Source organism: Mycobacterium sp. NGS40, from assembly GCF_059812735.1.
In genome coordinates, this window is sequence record NZ_JCALDG010000021.1 from 72,445 (window position 1) to 87,606 (window position 15,162).

At 61.3% G+C, this 15,162-nt stretch carries 18 protein-coding genes; 9 read left to right on the forward strand and 9 right to left on the reverse strand.

The features are described 5' to 3' along the window. The first annotated feature begins 247 nt into the window (after nucleotides 1-247). Nucleotides 248-1,600 (forward strand): AAA family ATPase, encoded by a 1,353-nt coding sequence (locus AC5Y5O_RS25650; protein ID WP_096287331.1) that lies wholly within the window; start codon nucleotides 248-250, stop codon nucleotides 1,598-1,600. Between the two features lie 32 nt (nucleotides 1,601-1,632). Next, nucleotides 1,633-2,100, forward strand: coding sequence for a hypothetical protein (locus AC5Y5O_RS25655; RefSeq protein WP_500027982.1), 468 nt, complete (start codon nucleotides 1,633-1,635; stop codon nucleotides 2,098-2,100). A gap of 319 nt (nucleotides 2,101-2,419) precedes the next feature. On the opposite strand, the gene AC5Y5O_RS25660 is transcribed toward AC5Y5O_RS25655, so the two are convergent. From AC5Y5O_RS25660 to AC5Y5O_RS25680, 5 genes are all read right to left on the reverse strand, one after another. Beyond that, on the reverse strand, nucleotides 2,420-3,418 hold the full coding sequence (locus tag AC5Y5O_RS25660) for a hypothetical protein (RefSeq protein ID WP_500027984.1): 999 nt from the start codon (nucleotides 3,416-3,418) through the stop codon (nucleotides 2,420-2,422). A 205-nt stretch (nucleotides 3,419-3,623) separates the two neighbouring features. After that, nucleotides 3,624-4,241: a hypothetical protein gene (locus AC5Y5O_RS25665; protein ID WP_096287339.1), complete on the reverse strand. Its 618-nt coding sequence runs from the start codon at nucleotides 4,239-4,241 to the stop codon at nucleotides 3,624-3,626. A 3-nt stretch (nucleotides 4,242-4,244) separates the two neighbouring features. Further along, nucleotides 4,245-4,493: a DUF2188 domain-containing protein gene (locus AC5Y5O_RS25670; protein WP_096287341.1), complete on the reverse strand. Its 249-nt coding sequence runs from the start codon at nucleotides 4,491-4,493 to the stop codon at nucleotides 4,245-4,247. Between the two features lie 897 nt (nucleotides 4,494-5,390). Further along, nucleotides 5,391-5,630 (reverse strand): hypothetical protein, encoded by a 240-nt coding sequence (locus tag AC5Y5O_RS25675; RefSeq protein WP_500027986.1) that lies wholly within the window; start codon nucleotides 5,628-5,630, stop codon nucleotides 5,391-5,393. 322 nt (nucleotides 5,631-5,952) lie between these two features. After that, entirely contained in the window at nucleotides 5,953-6,234 is a 282-nt protein-coding gene (locus AC5Y5O_RS25680) for a hypothetical protein (RefSeq protein ID WP_500027988.1), read from the reverse strand. Between the two features lie 611 nt (nucleotides 6,235-6,845). On the opposite strand from AC5Y5O_RS25680, the gene AC5Y5O_RS25685 reads away from it, so the two are divergent. The 3 genes from AC5Y5O_RS25685 to AC5Y5O_RS25695 are packed head-to-tail and all read left to right on the forward strand — an operon-like array spanning nucleotide 6,846 to nucleotide 7,934. Next, on the forward strand, nucleotides 6,846-7,055 hold the full coding sequence (locus AC5Y5O_RS25685; RefSeq protein ID WP_500027990.1) for a helix-turn-helix transcriptional regulator: 210 nt from the start codon (nucleotides 6,846-6,848) through the stop codon (nucleotides 7,053-7,055). Beyond that, nucleotides 7,052-7,186: a hypothetical protein gene (locus AC5Y5O_RS25690; protein WP_500027994.1), complete on the forward strand. Its 135-nt coding sequence runs from the start codon at nucleotides 7,052-7,054 to the stop codon at nucleotides 7,184-7,186. The genes AC5Y5O_RS25685 and AC5Y5O_RS25690 overlap by 4 nt, the downstream gene beginning before the upstream one ends. 37 nt (nucleotides 7,187-7,223) lie before the next feature. Then, complete coding sequence (locus AC5Y5O_RS25695; protein ID WP_500027996.1) at nucleotides 7,224-7,934, forward strand: hypothetical protein; 711 nt, start codon at nucleotides 7,224-7,226, stop codon at nucleotides 7,932-7,934. Between the two features lie 246 nt (nucleotides 7,935-8,180). Here the strand turns inward: AC5Y5O_RS25695 and AC5Y5O_RS25700 are convergent, their stop codons facing one another. The 3 genes from AC5Y5O_RS25700 to AC5Y5O_RS25710 all read right to left on the reverse strand — a co-directional run bounded on the left by AC5Y5O_RS25700 (nucleotide 8,181) and on the right by AC5Y5O_RS25710 (nucleotide 10,179). Continuing rightward, nucleotides 8,181-8,648 carry a hypothetical protein gene (locus tag AC5Y5O_RS25700; protein ID WP_500028000.1) on the reverse strand — a complete coding sequence of 156 codons (468 nt, stop codon included), beginning with the start codon at nucleotides 8,646-8,648 and terminating at the stop codon, nucleotides 8,181-8,183. A 162-nt stretch (nucleotides 8,649-8,810) separates the two neighbouring features. Next, nucleotides 8,811-9,386, reverse strand: coding sequence for a hypothetical protein (locus AC5Y5O_RS25705; protein WP_500028003.1), 576 nt, complete (start codon nucleotides 9,384-9,386; stop codon nucleotides 8,811-8,813). A 292-nt stretch (nucleotides 9,387-9,678) separates the two neighbouring features. After that, nucleotides 9,679-10,179, reverse strand: a complete 501-nt coding sequence (locus AC5Y5O_RS25710) for a hypothetical protein (RefSeq protein ID WP_500028005.1) — start codon at nucleotides 10,177-10,179, stop codon at nucleotides 9,679-9,681. A gap of 307 nt (nucleotides 10,180-10,486) precedes the next feature. Between AC5Y5O_RS25710 and AC5Y5O_RS25715 the strand changes: the two genes are divergently transcribed. From AC5Y5O_RS25715 to AC5Y5O_RS25725, 3 genes are all read left to right on the forward strand, one after another. Then, a complete protein-coding gene (locus tag AC5Y5O_RS25715; RefSeq protein ID WP_500028007.1) occupies nucleotides 10,487-10,771 on the forward strand; it encodes an excalibur calcium-binding domain-containing protein in 285 nt (94 codons plus the stop codon). Between the two features lie 33 nt (nucleotides 10,772-10,804). Further along, entirely contained in the window at nucleotides 10,805-11,098 is a 294-nt protein-coding gene (locus AC5Y5O_RS25720) for a DUF732 domain-containing protein (protein ID WP_112741650.1), read from the forward strand. 390 nt (nucleotides 11,099-11,488) lie between these two features. Continuing rightward, entirely contained in the window at nucleotides 11,489-11,578 is a 90-nt protein-coding gene (locus AC5Y5O_RS25725) for a helix-turn-helix domain-containing protein (protein WP_279304462.1), read from the forward strand. Here AC5Y5O_RS25725 and AC5Y5O_RS25730 read toward each other — a convergent pair whose 3' ends face one another. Continuing rightward, the gene (locus AC5Y5O_RS25730; protein ID WP_096287349.1) at nucleotides 11,579-12,013 is read right to left on the reverse strand and encodes a hypothetical protein; all 435 of its coding nucleotides are present in this window, start codon (nucleotides 12,011-12,013) and stop codon (nucleotides 11,579-11,581) included. A gap of 337 nt (nucleotides 12,014-12,350) precedes the next feature. On the opposite strand from AC5Y5O_RS25730, the gene AC5Y5O_RS25735 reads away from it, so the two are divergent. Beyond that, a partial coding sequence (locus tag AC5Y5O_RS25735; protein WP_500028009.1) for a DEAD/DEAH box helicase occupies nucleotides 12,351-15,162 on the forward strand: 2,812 nt, incomplete at its 3' end.

The following is a 15,162-nucleotide window of genomic DNA, read 5'->3' on the forward strand; positions in this document are numbered from 1 at the left end:
AAACGTAGTCGCCTCGGCGCGGCGCGCTAGTAACTGGAAGCGAATCCGGACTGGACAACTGCAGGACGTCGCTTCCAGGCGTGCTCCGCGCTAGTCTCCGGTACATGCCAAATTGATGCATTCCGGGATTGGCTGGGTCGTTGAAATTCCATTGTTCGACCGAAAAGCTGCATGCCCGGGATACTGACTCGCGCGCAGGGCATGGGTCACATCTTCAGGCCGTTAGCTGCGGTAACCTACGTGAACGATGCTGAGGCGGCTGTCCTTCACCAACTTCAAGTCATGGCCCCGCGTTGATCTGTCGTGCGGGCGTGTCACCGGGCTGTTTGGGCCAAATTCCTCAGGCAAGACGAGCATCTTGCAATTCCTTCTGCTGTTGAAGCAGACCAAAGAGGCCACCGATCGGCTCCTGTCGCTGGAGATGAACGGCGACTACGTCGAACTGGGGGCCATCCGGGATGCCATCCATCGTCACGATGAGAATTTGGCGATCGAAACATCCATTTCATTCGAACGGACCGCGCAGCTGGTTCTGCCTGATCCGTCGGACCCGCGGACCGACCTCGCCGCCGACAACACTTTCACGCTGGCGTCCCGTACCGTTGTTGAGAAGCAGGTGGCTCGCACGGTACAGCTGGCCTACACGCTCGGCGGCCATGAGTTCGGACTTAGACCCGGGCCAAAAGCCAACGAATTCAGACTGACCTACCAGGGCGAGGGCCCGTTCCGGTTCGTTCGCACCCAGGGCAGGGCATGGAGACTTCCCGCGCCTATCAAGAATTATGCGTTTCCCGACCAGGCGCGCACGTACTACCAGAACGCACAATTTCTATCTGATCTTGAGGCGGCATATGAACAGGCGCTCGATGGCATTTTCTACTTGGGGCCACTGCGTGAGTACCCACAACGCGACTATCTATGGGCTCGCTCCCGGCCCGCCGATGTCGGGCGACGCGGCGAGAAAGCGATCGATGCGATCCTCGCCGCAACCGCTAGTGGCGAGACACTGAATCTGCGACCTAGGGCACGCCTCCTGCCTTTCCAAGCCATGGTGGCGTATTGGTTGCAGCATCTCGGGTTAATCCATCGCTTTAAGGTCGAGGAGATCGCGGAAGGCTCTAATCGTTGGCAGGCGAAGGTCGTTACCCGGCCCGGAGCTAGCGAGGTGTTACTGACCGATGTTGGGTTCGGCGTTTCGCAAGTGTTGCCCGTAATCACCCTTTTGATGTACGTGCCCGAAGAGTCCACCGTTCTGCTCGAACAACCCGAAATCCACCTGCACCCGCTCGCACAGGCCAACCTTGCCGACGTTCTGCTTTACGCAGCTACACGTCGACGTGTTCAGGTGCTGCTAGAGAGCCATTCCGAGCACTTGCTCCTCCGATTGCAACGCCGTATCGCTGAAGAGGCCCTGAAGGCCGACGAGGTAAAGCTCTACTTCTGCGACGTCAACCGTGGTAGCTCTGCATTGACGCCACTATGGCTCAATGTTCTTGGCCAAATTGAAAATTGGCCCGTGAACTTCATGGGCGATGCGTTCGGCGAAGCAGCTCTGGCTGAAAAAGCACGGTTGCGACGCCTTCGAGATGCCGCTGACTGATGCAGGTTGTTGTTGACACAAATGTGCCAGTCGTGGCCAACGGCCGACCCGACCCCGCCAACGGAGGCCGCACTCCGTCGCTGAGCTGTCGTGAGGCCGCCATCGACTTCTTGATCGAGGTGACGCGTAGCCACCAAGTTCTCGTGGACTTGGCAAGGGAGATACAGGCTGAGTACGCGCACAAACTCAATTCGGACGGGGAGCCAGGCGTTGGCGACCGTTTCTATTTTCAGATCCTGATGAACGGTCCGATGCGGGTCGAGAGGATCGACCTACCTCGGTCCGCAGATGGCAGCTACGCCGACTTTCCGGTCGACCCCGAGCTTGAACGGTTCGATCCGAGCGACCGCAAATTCGCGGCGTTGGCGCGGCGCATGCGCGCACCCGTGGTGAACACGACAGATTCGGATTGGCTTCACCACCGAGATCCATTGGCGAGGAACGGTATCGCGGTACTGTTCCTGTGCGGTTGCGACCGGGGCGAGTGGTTCGAGTCGTGATCTTCGCTTATCAAACTTCGACCCCAACAAGTTGGATTTCACAGGCGGCCCAGTCGGCTTGTGGCAGCGCGGGCCAAGATGTTTTCGACCATGGCGGGACCAAGAATTCTTGTCGGGTATGTCGCATCGAAGTTGTTGTTGTCGAGGCCAGAGTCGCGTCGCCCGATCCGGTGGACCTCATCGAATTTGACGTTGAATTGATGCGGCCCCTCAACAAGCCGCGGCGAACCCGGAACGCCGGGCCCCGTGAGCGAGACCAGCGTGGCCCAATCAAAACCAACAGCGCGCTTGCGGGCAATTTGATCTGATCGATCGCGTGTCAGGTTGTAGTAACTAAATCTGGCTGCTTGATGAGTACATCGATTGCGGCGAGCCGCTTGACATCGGAAAGCGCTGTGACCCTCCACATTCCCAGCTCATCAACCTCGAACGAAAGCGCGCAGTGACATGGGATCCGGTTGAGATCACCTTGCTCGTCAATTGAGAGCGCCAGGCTTAATCTCGTGCGCTTCTGGCCTGACGGGCTGTGAACTTCGAAGGCGATTGTGTATTCCCCAACGTCAACTCCGCCTGCCTCGATCACACAGATCAGCGCAAGCGACATCGGTGTCGGAATTAGGACGACGTCGTAGTACGACCAGGCTCCGTTGATCACGTGCGCGAGCCCGTGGTCGACCGCTACATAATTGGCGGGCATTAACGCGGAAACCAACAGTTTGTCCGATACTTTCCGTTCGCCCGATCCTGCGAGGCCACCCTTGCCGCCCGGTGCTACTAGCCTGATTTCGCCACTTTCGAAGATGGTGTCGCCTCCATCAGCGCCATCAACCCCCGCAATGTGCGCCTTTCCCCGAGTTCCGCGGCCGACATGTGGTATCCACGGGCCTTCGTAGACAAGGCCGCCTCCGCCACCGCCCCCGCCGCCCGGAGCCTGCCCTGGTTGCCCATCTTGGACAAGGTTGGCCGCGTCGCCCCCCTTGCCTCCAACGAGTGATCCGGTTCCGATGACACCGCCGCCACCGCCTCCTCCGCCGAGTTGGCCACCCATTCCGCCGTTGTAGATCGTGTCGGCGATGACCGTGATGGTCGAGCGCTCGGACTTGGCGATGACTTCAGCAGCTTCCGCATCGGTGAGCGGCCAACCTGCTTCAATTCCGGCGGCAGCCGCCTGATCATACTCCGCCAGCTGTGCCGCTTTCCATTGCAGCAGCAGCTCTTTCGGAAAATCTTCCACGCGCCCCTCCGCGTCCACCAGCTCGGAATGAAATAGGCAGAGAAGCAAGAGGTTTTCAGCGCTGCGATTCTCTTCGCTCGCCATATGGGCATCCCATCGGGGCCCGTTCTCAGATCGCGCGCAGATATGCGCGATCCGCGAGTTGAGAGTGCGATTTCCGTCTAGGTCCTTCCGGTAAAGGGGTTCCGTGCAGTCGGAAGCCGCACAGCGTATCGCGTTGGCGTAAAGAGCTTTCGCGGTCGCATCTGTGACCTCAGGATGCTGGTGGGCAGGCACAGGGCGAATCCGGCTAGGCGACGTTCCGTATGGAATCGAGCATTGAGACGAATGCCGCCGCCTCACCGCTCAGCCATGCATCAAACCCCCTGCGGCGTCGAGCGGGCTGGTAGATGCGCTGGCGGCGCACATCGAGTACCGCTGGGCGGCAGCCACTTTCAGGAAATGTGATCTCGATGAGGCGGATAGCTGCCTGGACACCATCACGTGAGAGCTCGGGGTCTTTGAAATACGGCCAGACCAGGTGCTTCTCGTGCCGCTGCTGCCACGTGAACTTCGGGGATACGCGGACTTCGAGTGCCCCGTCACGCCAACGGAGCGGCTGCGAAAAGACTTCCAGGTCCTTTCTCCGCCGCCATCCCGCCCATCCGGTGGCAAGTGACTCGTAGGAGGCCCTGCGTCGTGGGCTGCAATCTTGGACGGCTCGTTGCATCCGGGAGACGTCGTCGCCGTTGGCGATGCCTTCGCGAATCGCGAGACGGATGCCGCGGTAGAAGTCGTGGCCCGGGTTGTAGTCGCCGAACTCGTTATCGATCACGTTATGCACGGCGGTGATGCGCCCGCTCGCCGTAGCGGCGGCGAAGTCTACGAAGCCGCCGAGGCTGATAGTTGCGCTGATTGGGTTGGTCACCTTTTAGCCCTTCGGCGGATACGGGTCATTGGCGGGCGGCACGGTGTTCGAATCGCGGATGCGGCCGTCGCGACCATGCAGCCGACGCTCACCGCCGCCGGAGTTACGGAGAATTTCGTCGGCACGCCGCGCCGCGTCCTGTTGGGTGCCGGTATGGGCGCTTGCACGCTTGGCCCCCGGCTTCTTGACGTCCCAGCCGCCGTTCGGATTTGGCACCACGTGCCGGACATTGGTCCCCTCTGGCTTTGCCATTGGTCTACTCCTTGGAGTTCATCTCGCGTGCGGACCGTCCGCACGTTTGACGAAACCCAAGGTCGGATATCGGCGGGTTACCGCTATCCCCAGCCAGGGCTGGTGTTACCGTCGAGGTGCCTACCAAGCAGCCAAGCGGTTCCAGACCAGGGGCTTCGAGTCCAAACCGCCGTTGGTCTGGGCTGCTTGGATTTTATGCCCGTCGCCCCACGACACCGGGGATCTCAAACCGACATCGGTATCGCAACGTTCGGGATAACCCCGTTGTCGTAATCCACAAGCTGTGGCGAAAACAACGATACTCGCAGGTCAGAGGGCCCGCGGTGTTGGTTACACCAGTGTAATTCTTTGTGGATTAGTTTGCCGAAATTGCCTATTCATCGGCGTGTCGCGCACGCCGGTCGTTTCGCGGTGCGCCCTGCCTCTAAACACTGGCCCCTCGCGGTTCGTCGATGTTTGCTTCCGGCGGACGCAAGAAGCCGCGGCCGTACTAGAAGCTCACGTTGACTACGTCCCCGGCCGAAGATGTCGTTGACCACCTATCGTCGGTGAAGTTGTTGTTGTCCACGTCTCGGACGATGAATTGATGCGGCCGCTGAACGAGCCAGGGCGAATCCGCAAGCGGCGGACACCGTGAGCGCCCAGCCCGCCCGAACCGCGGTTCCCGCGGGATCTGGCCGATAATGATGACGACCACATAGCGACGAAGGCCGCCATCACGACGGAGGATGCCATGGAGGGTCGGAGGTAGAAATGGCCGTGAGCGTCAGGGGTAGCGTTGATCCCCACCTTCACTCGCCCTGCCCACGGTGCGGGTATGCGACTCGGTATAGGCAGTGGCCGGTCACGTGCGCCTGTTCCGATTCGAAGCGGCAGACGATCCGCACTTCCGCACCTCTACATGTCCTTGAGATCTGGGCCGAGCAGGAAGCCCGAAATGCCAAGCTGCGCAACGTCGACCACAGTCACATCCCACCCGTGCGGATCGGTGCCCGGTATGCCGGTGGGAGGCCCTAGGTTCCGCGGCTTGTAGAAACCCAACCGGGTGTTGGCGAAGAGCTCGTTGACCACCCCGGAGTCGGAGTTCTTATCGACTACGACGACGCCGAAGAACTCGTCCGGGCACGTCGTAGACACCAAGTGCCCCGAACTCCTCCTCAATGGGCCCCCAACATTGACCTGTTGTTTTGCTGACGCCTTCAGCGCAGATCAGGCAAGATCGTTTCGATCGATGCTCGGCATTGAACGACTTTGCGAGGTGCCGAAGGAGGCGCAGGCAGCAAATGTCTGAGACAGACGGCCAGGAATCATCCGACACCCCTAGACAACAGCCGACGACAACATCCGATCTCGTTGGTTCTGAGGATCGCGAACCGAGTTGGATGAACAACCTGGCTGTACGAGCTCTGTTCACTCTGTTCGTCCTTGCCACTTTGGAATCGCTATGGGTTTTGTTGGCTCATTTCTTGCAATTGCCAGCGCTGGCGACGATCACAGTGGCTTCTGGCTGGGCGGTGTGCGCGACCAGCATATTCTTCGCAGTGCATAGGGACGACATACGCCGCATGGCGCTTACCAAGCACGCGATGGTCATTGCAGTTGCGACAACCGGCTCTGTCGCTTTCGCGGTTGCATTCGTCGTATGGGGTTCGGGGCCGCAGACAACGCGATCGTCGCCTCCGTCGAGCACACCGTCAGGGACAACGGCATCAAACTCATCACCGGATGAACCTTCAAGCACGACAACAGCATCGAGTTCATCACCGAGTCAACCTTCAAGCACGACAACGGTGTCCAGCTTGCCACCGAGTGCGCCCCCCAGCGCAATAGCAGCTAGACCCGCCGGAACTGTGAAAGCGGTGGCTGTGAGCGAAGACGGTACAGAGGTCACGGTAACGGGAGAAGCGAGCGGAAACACAATTACTATCGCCGTACTCATCGGACCCAGACCGGACAATCCTAGCCAGTATTGGGCAGCCGGAACGGCTTTGGACGTCGGACATACATCGTGGAGCGTTGTTGTTAGGACTGATCCCCATCTCCCCGCTCGATACGAGGTGAAGGCCTACTTCGACTCAAGCACCGCGATCGGGGCTTCGGGATCGCCGGTCGAACGAACGATCGAAATGGCGATCCTTTGCGGTGAAGCATGCCTCGGACCGCCAGCCGTATACAACAAGGGCCTTAACTGACCAGCGTCGCTGAGTGGATATGGGCCCCACCGGCAACGGCTGCGCCATAGTCGTGCGCACCGGTTTGGACGCAGGCGGGGCGTGATCGGTTCTCTAGCCTGCCGTCACGCCAACCGTGGGTGGCCGCGGGGTTCGTTGGTGCTGGCTATGATCGCCGGTCGTGTCTGATCAACTACCGGCGCTGGCGACGCCCGCCGAAGTCGCCGAGTATCTCCATACCAGCACAGCTTCGCTCGCCCAGGATCGTTATCGGGGGACTGGTCCGAAGTTCATCAAGCACGGCAGCAGGGTGCTCTACCGGTGGTCCGACGTCTTGGAGTGGTTAGACCGCAACACGTTTCAGAGTACTGACGGTTTGCGACATCGATGAGTTACACCGTCGACCGGCTTGCGCAGGCGCTGCGCGACCTGATCAATGAGGTCGTGCAGGCAACCGTCGACCGGGAAACTCCCACACCTACGCCAGCGCGAGTGATTGAACATCCTCAGTTGCCCGGATGAAGAAATTGATCCGGGCCCGCGGTGCAACAAGCAACACATGCGGCATCTGCTGCCGATCGAAGAGGCCCGGCAGCAGCTGGGCGGTATTAGCCGCACTACGTTCTACGCGCTGGTCAAGGAAGGCGAGCGGTCGCTCGTCAAGATCGGCCGCCTGGCCATTTGTCCAGGCGGAAGACCTCGACGATTTTGTCGGCCGAAAGCGATGCGACGCTGCCAGTCGCATGTAAACGCCTCCCAGCGCTACCACATCATTTCGGCGCGGCTGCGTGAGCTTGAACATGGAACCAGCCCGCGGCACCAGGCCGCAGGACGAAGAGCCAGCCGCAAGGGAATGATTAACACCATGATCTACTTCCACACCACCGACGCGGCTGAGGAGATCCTGCGCCACGGCTTCCGGGAAAGCACCGGGGCCTACATGTTCGCCGAGCTCGTGCTGACCGGCGTCTGGCTCGCCGACCAGATCATGGACATCAACGAGGGCGCAGCAGGCGATCAGGTTCTAAAGGTCGAATTCCTCGACGACGTTGATCTCCATGACTTCGAGGTCGTCGAAGCGAGCAAGCCCTACCGCGAGTGGTGCGTCCCGGCCGACCTGATCAATGCTCAAGCCACGGTGACATTGATGGACGCTGAGGCGTGCGAGAAGGAAAAGGCCCGACGATTCGCCCACAACGCCGCGGTCAATGAGTCTCTGGTTGCAGAGGTCCGCCGTCGTGCGGAGCTACGGCAGCGGATGCTGCCATAGCCCACTATCGCGGGCACCGCAGAAGAAGTCACCATCAACGAGGACGCGGGCGGATAAGCCTGTTCAGGCCGGGCACCAAGTTCTCGTTTAGCACTGCGCGAAAGTCTGGTTGATCACGCCTTAGCCGAAGAAGTACTCGTCGACCACGCCCACGTCGAAGATCTCGTCGACCAGGTCGTAGCGCATGTTGTTGTTGGCCTAGGCCGGGCAGCGGCTGCGCCTCGTTCGTATCCCGTCGACAAAGCCCTAGTTATCGGTGAAGCCGTCTCGTGCTGTTCGAATGGCCGACAAGAGCTGCAGCGAGGCGATGCGAGCGGGGCCGAATTCGAGGGTCCCGCCCAGCCAGTTGAACGACTCGTCGCTGTGCGACATCTGGGAATGAAGATATCTTCGCCCGACACGTTGACAGGTGCGCGGATGATAATGCCGCCGGGCTCGGCCGTCTGCGTCGCGCCCGTACTCGTCAATGTGCTCCATCACGTCGCGCATCAATTTCAAATGGGGAAGCGCACTGTCGAACTCGCTGAGTGCGATCCACGAGTGCCCCAGGACTGACCGGGCCAGCTTCCCGGCGAGGCGCATCTTCCACAGCGATGAAATCAGGAACTCGATGTCGATCTGCACCGTCCAGAATGCGTCGGGGTCACCGCTAGCGAAGCCATCGCGAATACGCCCCAGTTGCATCTCGATCGCCACCGCGGCGTCGTTTGCCACCGAAGCTGCTCGCCGCAAGATGGCGGACGGCCTGGGTTTCTGGTTGTCCCAGTAGTGCTCCCAATCGCGAATAAACTCCCGAATGTCGTCGTAGTCCTCACGGATGGGCGGTGAGTCTGTGGTGTCGTCCACTGTGCGGGCCTCTGGCTTGGGTCGGTCGCGCTAGAAGCGCCCAGGGCGACGCCGCTTGCTGGGTGGTACGTAGATGCGCTTGAGGTCTCCATGGGCGCTTCTGCCTTCAATGCCAAGTGCGACAAGGTAACCCGCCGTGAATGTGTACGTATAGCCCGCTGCCAGCAGCTTGTCGATTGGCGGGAAGTAGTGTGCGGCAAAGTATCGCTCACGGTCGCGGCCGTATCCGTTGTATCCGGCGTCTCTCAGCTCCACCAGGGCGTCGTGTATCTCGGCGGGTACTCCCGGTGTTGGCTCTCCGGTCTCAAGGTTGATCGCGTTCGTCGCCGCCGCCCATCCGGCAACCTCATCAGGAAAGAACTCAATCACGCCGAGCGGCTTTCCGTCCGCAAGTGCAACGGCGTCGGCCAACAGCTCGATATCGGGGCGGTAAGCCAGCACTGGGCCACCGCGCTTTCCCGGTTTGCCTCTGCCGCTGTGGAGGTTGCCGTTAGCGGCGAATGCTTGCACCGCTTCGTCGGCCATGTCGATGTGGCTCTTTTGCGGGACCACGGTTACTCGGCGGTCGAGTGTGTCCGGCGCTTGTTCCGCGAGCCACTCGACCACGTCACCAGGATCCGAAGCCATCGGTGTCCAGGCGTTCGCCGTCGCGGTGGGAATGGGTTTGCGAATTGCCACTCGTCGATTGTCGCAGCGGACACCGACATCCTTCGGCCTGTCGCGCACGGCGATGGTCTCCTCGGTGCGACCCAGCCATGAATTAGCCCGCACTGGTCGTTGGGGTTGTTTCTGGCGGACACAAGGTAGCCGCGAAGCTTCTGTTGACCCCTGTCCTGGCCGAACTTGACGTCGGCCACCTTCGTCGGCGACGTTGTTGGCCTCCGGCCCGGCGGTTGCGCTATCTACGAACCGCGGGCATGAGGTAATCGTCCTGCGGGTCGACCACGGCGTCGCACGCGGGGCACACGGTCGGCCTGGGACCCCAGGCGTCGGTCCAGTCGGCATACCCGGCCATCTGAATAGTCGTCCCCGCAGCGGGGTAGCGAGGGACCTTGCTGGCGACCCGCCTGTTGAATGAATCCGCGGAGGCGTGCCAGTCGTGGACGCGAGCCGCGTACGCCTCGGCGTCGCTGAGTCCTTGGTCGGAATCGTAATACGACGCCTCGTAGAGGACCGGTGCACCGAGGAGCTTGGCACCGGAAGGCCAGTGGCGCACCCGGACGCGCCGCATGGGCGATCTTGCGCCGTCGCGGCGCATCTCCGTCCTCCACTGCTGGGCCTGTCGCATGGCGTGTTCTTTGGGGAGCTTCCTGGCCATTGACGACGTGTTGTCGTGGCCGCCCCAACCGACGCAGTAGTCCACCGTGGCCAGCCAGTCCGACCGTGGCTTTCGACCCATGACGTTGACGCTACTGGCAACCAGCGCAGTTCAACACCACCGATTAGGCGGCGAGAAATCCGAGCGCGGACACGGTTCTGAAGCAGTCGTGGTGTTGATGACGGGCACCGGCAACCGCGGCCGAAGTTGACGTTCTGCGTGCCGTCGCCGAAGTTGATATTGACCACGCTCGCAGTGGAAGTTGGTGTCGGCCAGCACCGGCTGCAGCCGCGGCCCCGGATAATCACCAGCCCAGCTGAATTTTCCGATTTCAACATCCCTAATAGCTGCTCGTCATAAGCTCCCGTCCACACGAAGGGGTATTCCTGTGGCGATCACTAGAGAGACGAAGATTCGCCTGCTCGTCGCGGCGACGATCGTGATTCTCACCGTGGTGTTGCTCGTATTCTTCGGCATCATTCCCTCACTACCGAGGGGGCCGGGACCATCGCCGGGAAACACAACGCAAGTGATGCCGCCGCCCCGGGAAGGGCCGCCGTACGCCAACTGCGAAGAAGCCCACGCGGACGGCCGCTACAACATCCAGCGAGGCGACCGTGCCTACAATCCCGCGCTAGACCGCGACGGCGACGGAATCGCCTGCGACCGTTAGGCAATCCGAGTGGCTGTCCGAGGAGGAGCAGTAATGAAGGCGTTTCTAGCGGTAACCGGAGCAGTAGCTATCGCCGTCATGCTCGGCGCAGCGCCGCGGGCGCGGGCCGACGACCAGAGCTACCTGGACTACCTTGCCCAGCACCACAACGACGTGACCGGAGGTATCTCACCCCCGGTCCTGCTGCTGGGCGGACACCGGATGTGCATGTTCATCCAGGGCGGCATGACGCCCCCACAGGCAGCTGCCACGGCCGGATCGCCGCTAGGCCCGGCCGTAACAGACGCCGCACAGCACGAGTTGTGCCCGGACACGCTGCAGCATTGAGCTATTGCTTGCGCCGCGCGGTTGTCCGTCATCGGTCGAAGGTGTCCGCCTGGCCAGTTAGCTATACCAGCCAACCCACCAGCGCGGCCATGGTGCCCCGGTGTTTGAGGATGGTCATCGGCCCGCCGCGGCCGAAGTTGACGTTCTACACGTCGTCGACGACGTTGACGTTGAGCAGCCGCCGGTCGGCCAACGGGCTGAAAGGTCTCACTGGCCATACCGGGGCCGAAGATCTTGTTGTCCAACGACTCGGCCTCGAAGTCCCTGTTGCGCGGCCCCTCAGCCTGCCGAAACCACCAAGTAGCTGGATAGCAACGTCACTCAATTTGTGAATGTCCGCGAGTATGCGCCGATATACGAAAAGTAGCTCCGAACTGCTCCGATAAGGGCATCTCGGCGAACGACATCGCGAAGATGTTGAGTGTTTCTCGCGCCACTGTCCACCGCTATCTCGCCGACGGTGCGTCGCTGACTGCCTGACTACGCATCTCGCGGAGCGGTCGCCATTCGAAGCAGGTGGACCTGTCCCGCTACCGGGGACATTTGCGGTCGGTGCACAGCGATCACTCGCGCCAGGTCAACTTGGAAGCTGCCGATCGCGTAGTCGGGGTCGGGTTCCGGCGGCCCAGTCAGTGCTTCGCCCGAAGCGTCGAGGAGTTCGACTTCGTAGTAAGCCCTTGCTCCGAGTCCGAATAGCTTCTGCAGATGTTCGAGATGCTGGGGATCGGGCATGCACACCGCCCAGGCGTGCGCGAAGTCGCGGTTGGAAGTGACGTACAACTTGTTGAGGTCGTAGATGCGCCCGCTGGCGAAGTCTGCGACTTTCGATTGCGCACGGGCCTTCTCAATGCTTCCGCGCAAACAGTGGGCGTAGAAATTGTCCTGCTTCGCGATCGGCAGCAGCAGCTCACCCACTTTGCGTCCAGACCATCCAGCATGCCAGTAGCGCACCGGTCTCTTTTCGCGACCCTTACGGCTCACGGATCAGGCAGTACGTTCGGCGGAGCTGGTTGGTCGGCACGCCATCACGGTAAGACCGTCCGCCGCCAAAAGTCCGGCACGACACCTGACCGATATGCGACGAAGACCGACACCTTGTCGGTCCGAGGTGATACGACTGGCCGCGAGCTTGCTTTCAGCGAACCGGAACCGGGGGAGTTGCGATGCGGGTGCCATCAGGTTGGTACCAAGGCCATCGACAATGAGAAGAGGAGAGATGGTGGGGCGGCAACCGATTCGGCAGGTGACAGAAGTGACAGGCACCTTGACCAACCTGTTGGCCCAACTCGACCCCGAAAGCAAGAAGCGCAAGGGCGACCAGTTCGAAGCCATCTGCATGTGGTTCCTGGAGAACGACCCGCGCTTTAGGCACCTGGCCCAGGTGTGGCTGTGGGACGACTGGCCCGACAACTGGGGGCCTGACAACGGCATCGACCTCATTGCAAAAGACAACGAGGGGCGCATCTGGGCGATCCAAGCCAAGGCATACGAGGCTAACTACTGGATCAAGAAGGCCGATGTGGACACCTTCTTGACCGAGTCCGGACGCAAGTTGATCGACTACCGGCTGCTGATCGCCACGACCGACCACCTGGGTGAGAACGCCGAGCGGGTGATTGACAGCCAGGAGAAGCCAGTGACGTTCCTCGGCCTGTCGAAGATGGTTGCCGCACAGGTCAACTGGCCCGCCTTACTATCGGATCTTGTGGCCGCGCCGCTGCCGCCGAAGCGACCAGAAGGCCAGTGGGCGTATCAGGGCGAAGCGATGAATGCGGTGGTGGATGGATTCAACGAGTCCGACCGCGGGCAATTGATCATGGCCTGTGGGACGGGTAAGACCCTGACGGCTCTGTTCGTCAAGGAGAAGCTGGGGGTCGCCCGCACACTCGTGCTTGCCCCGTCGCTGTCACTGCTGAGCCAGACGCTGATCGAGTGGACGGCCAACGCAAAGGTGGCCTTCGAGTACCTGCCGGTGTGCTCGGATGAGACCGTTGCGGACTCGACGATAAACAGCGCCAGCGAGTTGGGCGACCGGGTTACCACCGATCCTGTCAAGATCGCCGACTTCCTGCGCACGGCAGGTCCCCAGGTGGTGTTCGCCACCTACCAGTCATCGCCGGAAGTCGCCGCCGCGTGCGCGCTAGACGGGGTGGCCCCCTTCGATCTCGTCGTTGCCGATGAGGCGCACCGCACCACGGGACTCAGGACCTCGGTGTTCGCCACCGTTCTCGACGACGCGAAGATCCCGGCGACGCGGCGGCTGTTCATGACTGCGACCCCGCGCTACTTCACCGGGCGAGTGATCGGCGAGGCGTCGGCGTTCGACTTCGCGGTCGCCTCGATGGACAACGAGGCCATCTACGGTCCTGTGTTTCACCGCTTGCCGTTCTCCGAAGCCATTGAACGCGGCCTGCTCACCGACTACCAGGTCGTCGTGATCGGCGTCGATGAGGCCGATTGCCACGAGATGGCCGACAAGGCCAGATTCGTTCGCTCCGAAGGCATCAGGAACACCGACGCCCGCACGCTGGCCGCACAGGTCGGCCTCGGCAAGGCGATGAGGCACTACGACCTGCGCCGGGCCATTAGCTTCCATTCAAGGGTCATTGGTGCGCGGAAGTTCTCTGGATCGTTGGCCGAGGTGATCTCCTGGATGCCTGGTGACCAACGCCCCACCGGTGAAGTGTGGGCGAGCTATGTCTCGGGCGAGATGTCCGCCCGCCAACGTGCGATGCGGCTGCGCGAACTCGGCAACATCGACACCGACCACCGCGGGCTGCTGTCCAACGCACGCTGCCTAACCGAGGGTGTCGACGTGCCCACTCTGGACGGCGTGGTCTTCATCGACCCGAAACGGTCCGAGGTCGACATCGTGCAGGCCGTCGGTCGTGCCATCAGGTTGGCCCCCGACAAGACCGTCGGCACAATCGTGATCCCGGTCTTCGTGAGCAGCCGCGAGGACCACGAGACCGTTCTGGACGACTCGTCGTTCAAGACAGTCTGGGAGATCGTCAAGGCTCTGCGACTACATGACGAGGAGTTGGCCGATCAGCTCGATGCATTGAGGCGAGGTATGGGCTTGCGCGGCGGTGGTCAACCGGTTCTGCCGGAGAAGATTCACCTCGACCTGCCCACCCACATCACCGTCGACTTCGCACGGGCCTTCGACACTCGACTTGTAAACAGCGTCACCGCTCCCTGGATGGAGTGGTTTGGGTTGCTGCAGAAGCACTACGAGGACACCGGCACGACTCGTGGTCTGCCACAGGGCAATCTGCTCGATAGATGGAGCCAGAAGCAACGTTTCCTCTACCAGAAGAACAGACTTCTCGCGGATCGCGCCGAGCTACTGAGCAACTTGGGGGACTGGAGTTGGGAGCCGCGTAACGACCGGTGGGAGAGGATGTTCGAGCTGCTGAAGCAGTTCATAGAAGAGAACGGCCACGCACTTGCACCTAACTCCGACGCGCTCGGACGATGGGTTGTAAGGCAGCGCAGCAGGGTTGACGATGGCACTCTTCCCGCCGAGTACCGAGACCGGCTCAACAAGATCCCGGAGTGGACATGGGACCCCAAAGGTGATCAATGGGAGGAATGGTTCAGCCGACTCCTGCGCTACGTCAGTGAGAACGGTCATGCCAGCATCCCGAAGTCGTACACCTTCGACGGCTACCCGCTTGGTACGTGGGCCGCGAAACAGCGCGCTAGACGCGCCCGAGGTGTACTCCGATCCGACCGTGAGCAGCGACTAAAGGAACTGCCAGGATGGTCATGGGCAGTCAAGGCCGACCAGTGGGAAGTGGCCTTTCGCCTACTTCTGGAGTACGTCAGGGCCAATGGCCATGCTCGCGTTCGTGCGTCTGACGAGGTCGACGGCGTCCGACTGGGCAGATGGGCAATTAAACAACGAGCCTGGCGTGCCAAAGGGGACCTTCCTCCCGACCGAGAACAACGGCTAAGCGATCTGCCGGGCTGGTCGTGGAACGTCGGCGAAGACCAATGGGAGGAGGGCTTCGGTCGCCTTCTGGAGTACATCAAGGTCAATGGTCACGCCCGCATCAAGG

What these genes read in the sequence shown, in the direction of transcription:
- AC5Y5O_RS25720 (WP_112741650.1), top strand. Translation starts at nt 10,805, where the DNA reads ATGAAGGCGTTTCTAGCGGTAACCGGAGCAGTAGCTATCGCCGTCATG.
- AC5Y5O_RS25670 (WP_096287341.1), bottom strand. Translation starts at nt 4,493, where the DNA reads ATGGCAAAGCCAGAGGGGACCAATGTCCGGCACGTGGTGCCAAATCCG.
- AC5Y5O_RS25650 (WP_096287331.1), top strand. Translation starts at nt 248, where the DNA reads ATGCTGAGGCGGCTGTCCTTCACCAACTTCAAGTCATGGCCCCGCGTT.
- AC5Y5O_RS25660 (WP_500027984.1), bottom strand. Translation starts at nt 3,418, where the DNA reads ATGGCGAGCGAAGAGAATCGCAGCGCTGAAAACCTCTTGCTTCTCTGC.
- AC5Y5O_RS25710 (WP_500028005.1), bottom strand. Translation starts at nt 10,179, where the DNA reads ATGGGTCGAAAGCCACGGTCGGACTGGCTGGCCACGGTGGACTACTGC.
- AC5Y5O_RS25690 (WP_500027994.1), top strand. Translation starts at nt 7,052, where the DNA reads ATGAGTTACACCGTCGACCGGCTTGCGCAGGCGCTGCGCGACCTGATC.
- AC5Y5O_RS25695 (WP_500027996.1), top strand. Translation starts at nt 7,224, where the DNA reads ATGCGGCATCTGCTGCCGATCGAAGAGGCCCGGCAGCAGCTGGGCGGT.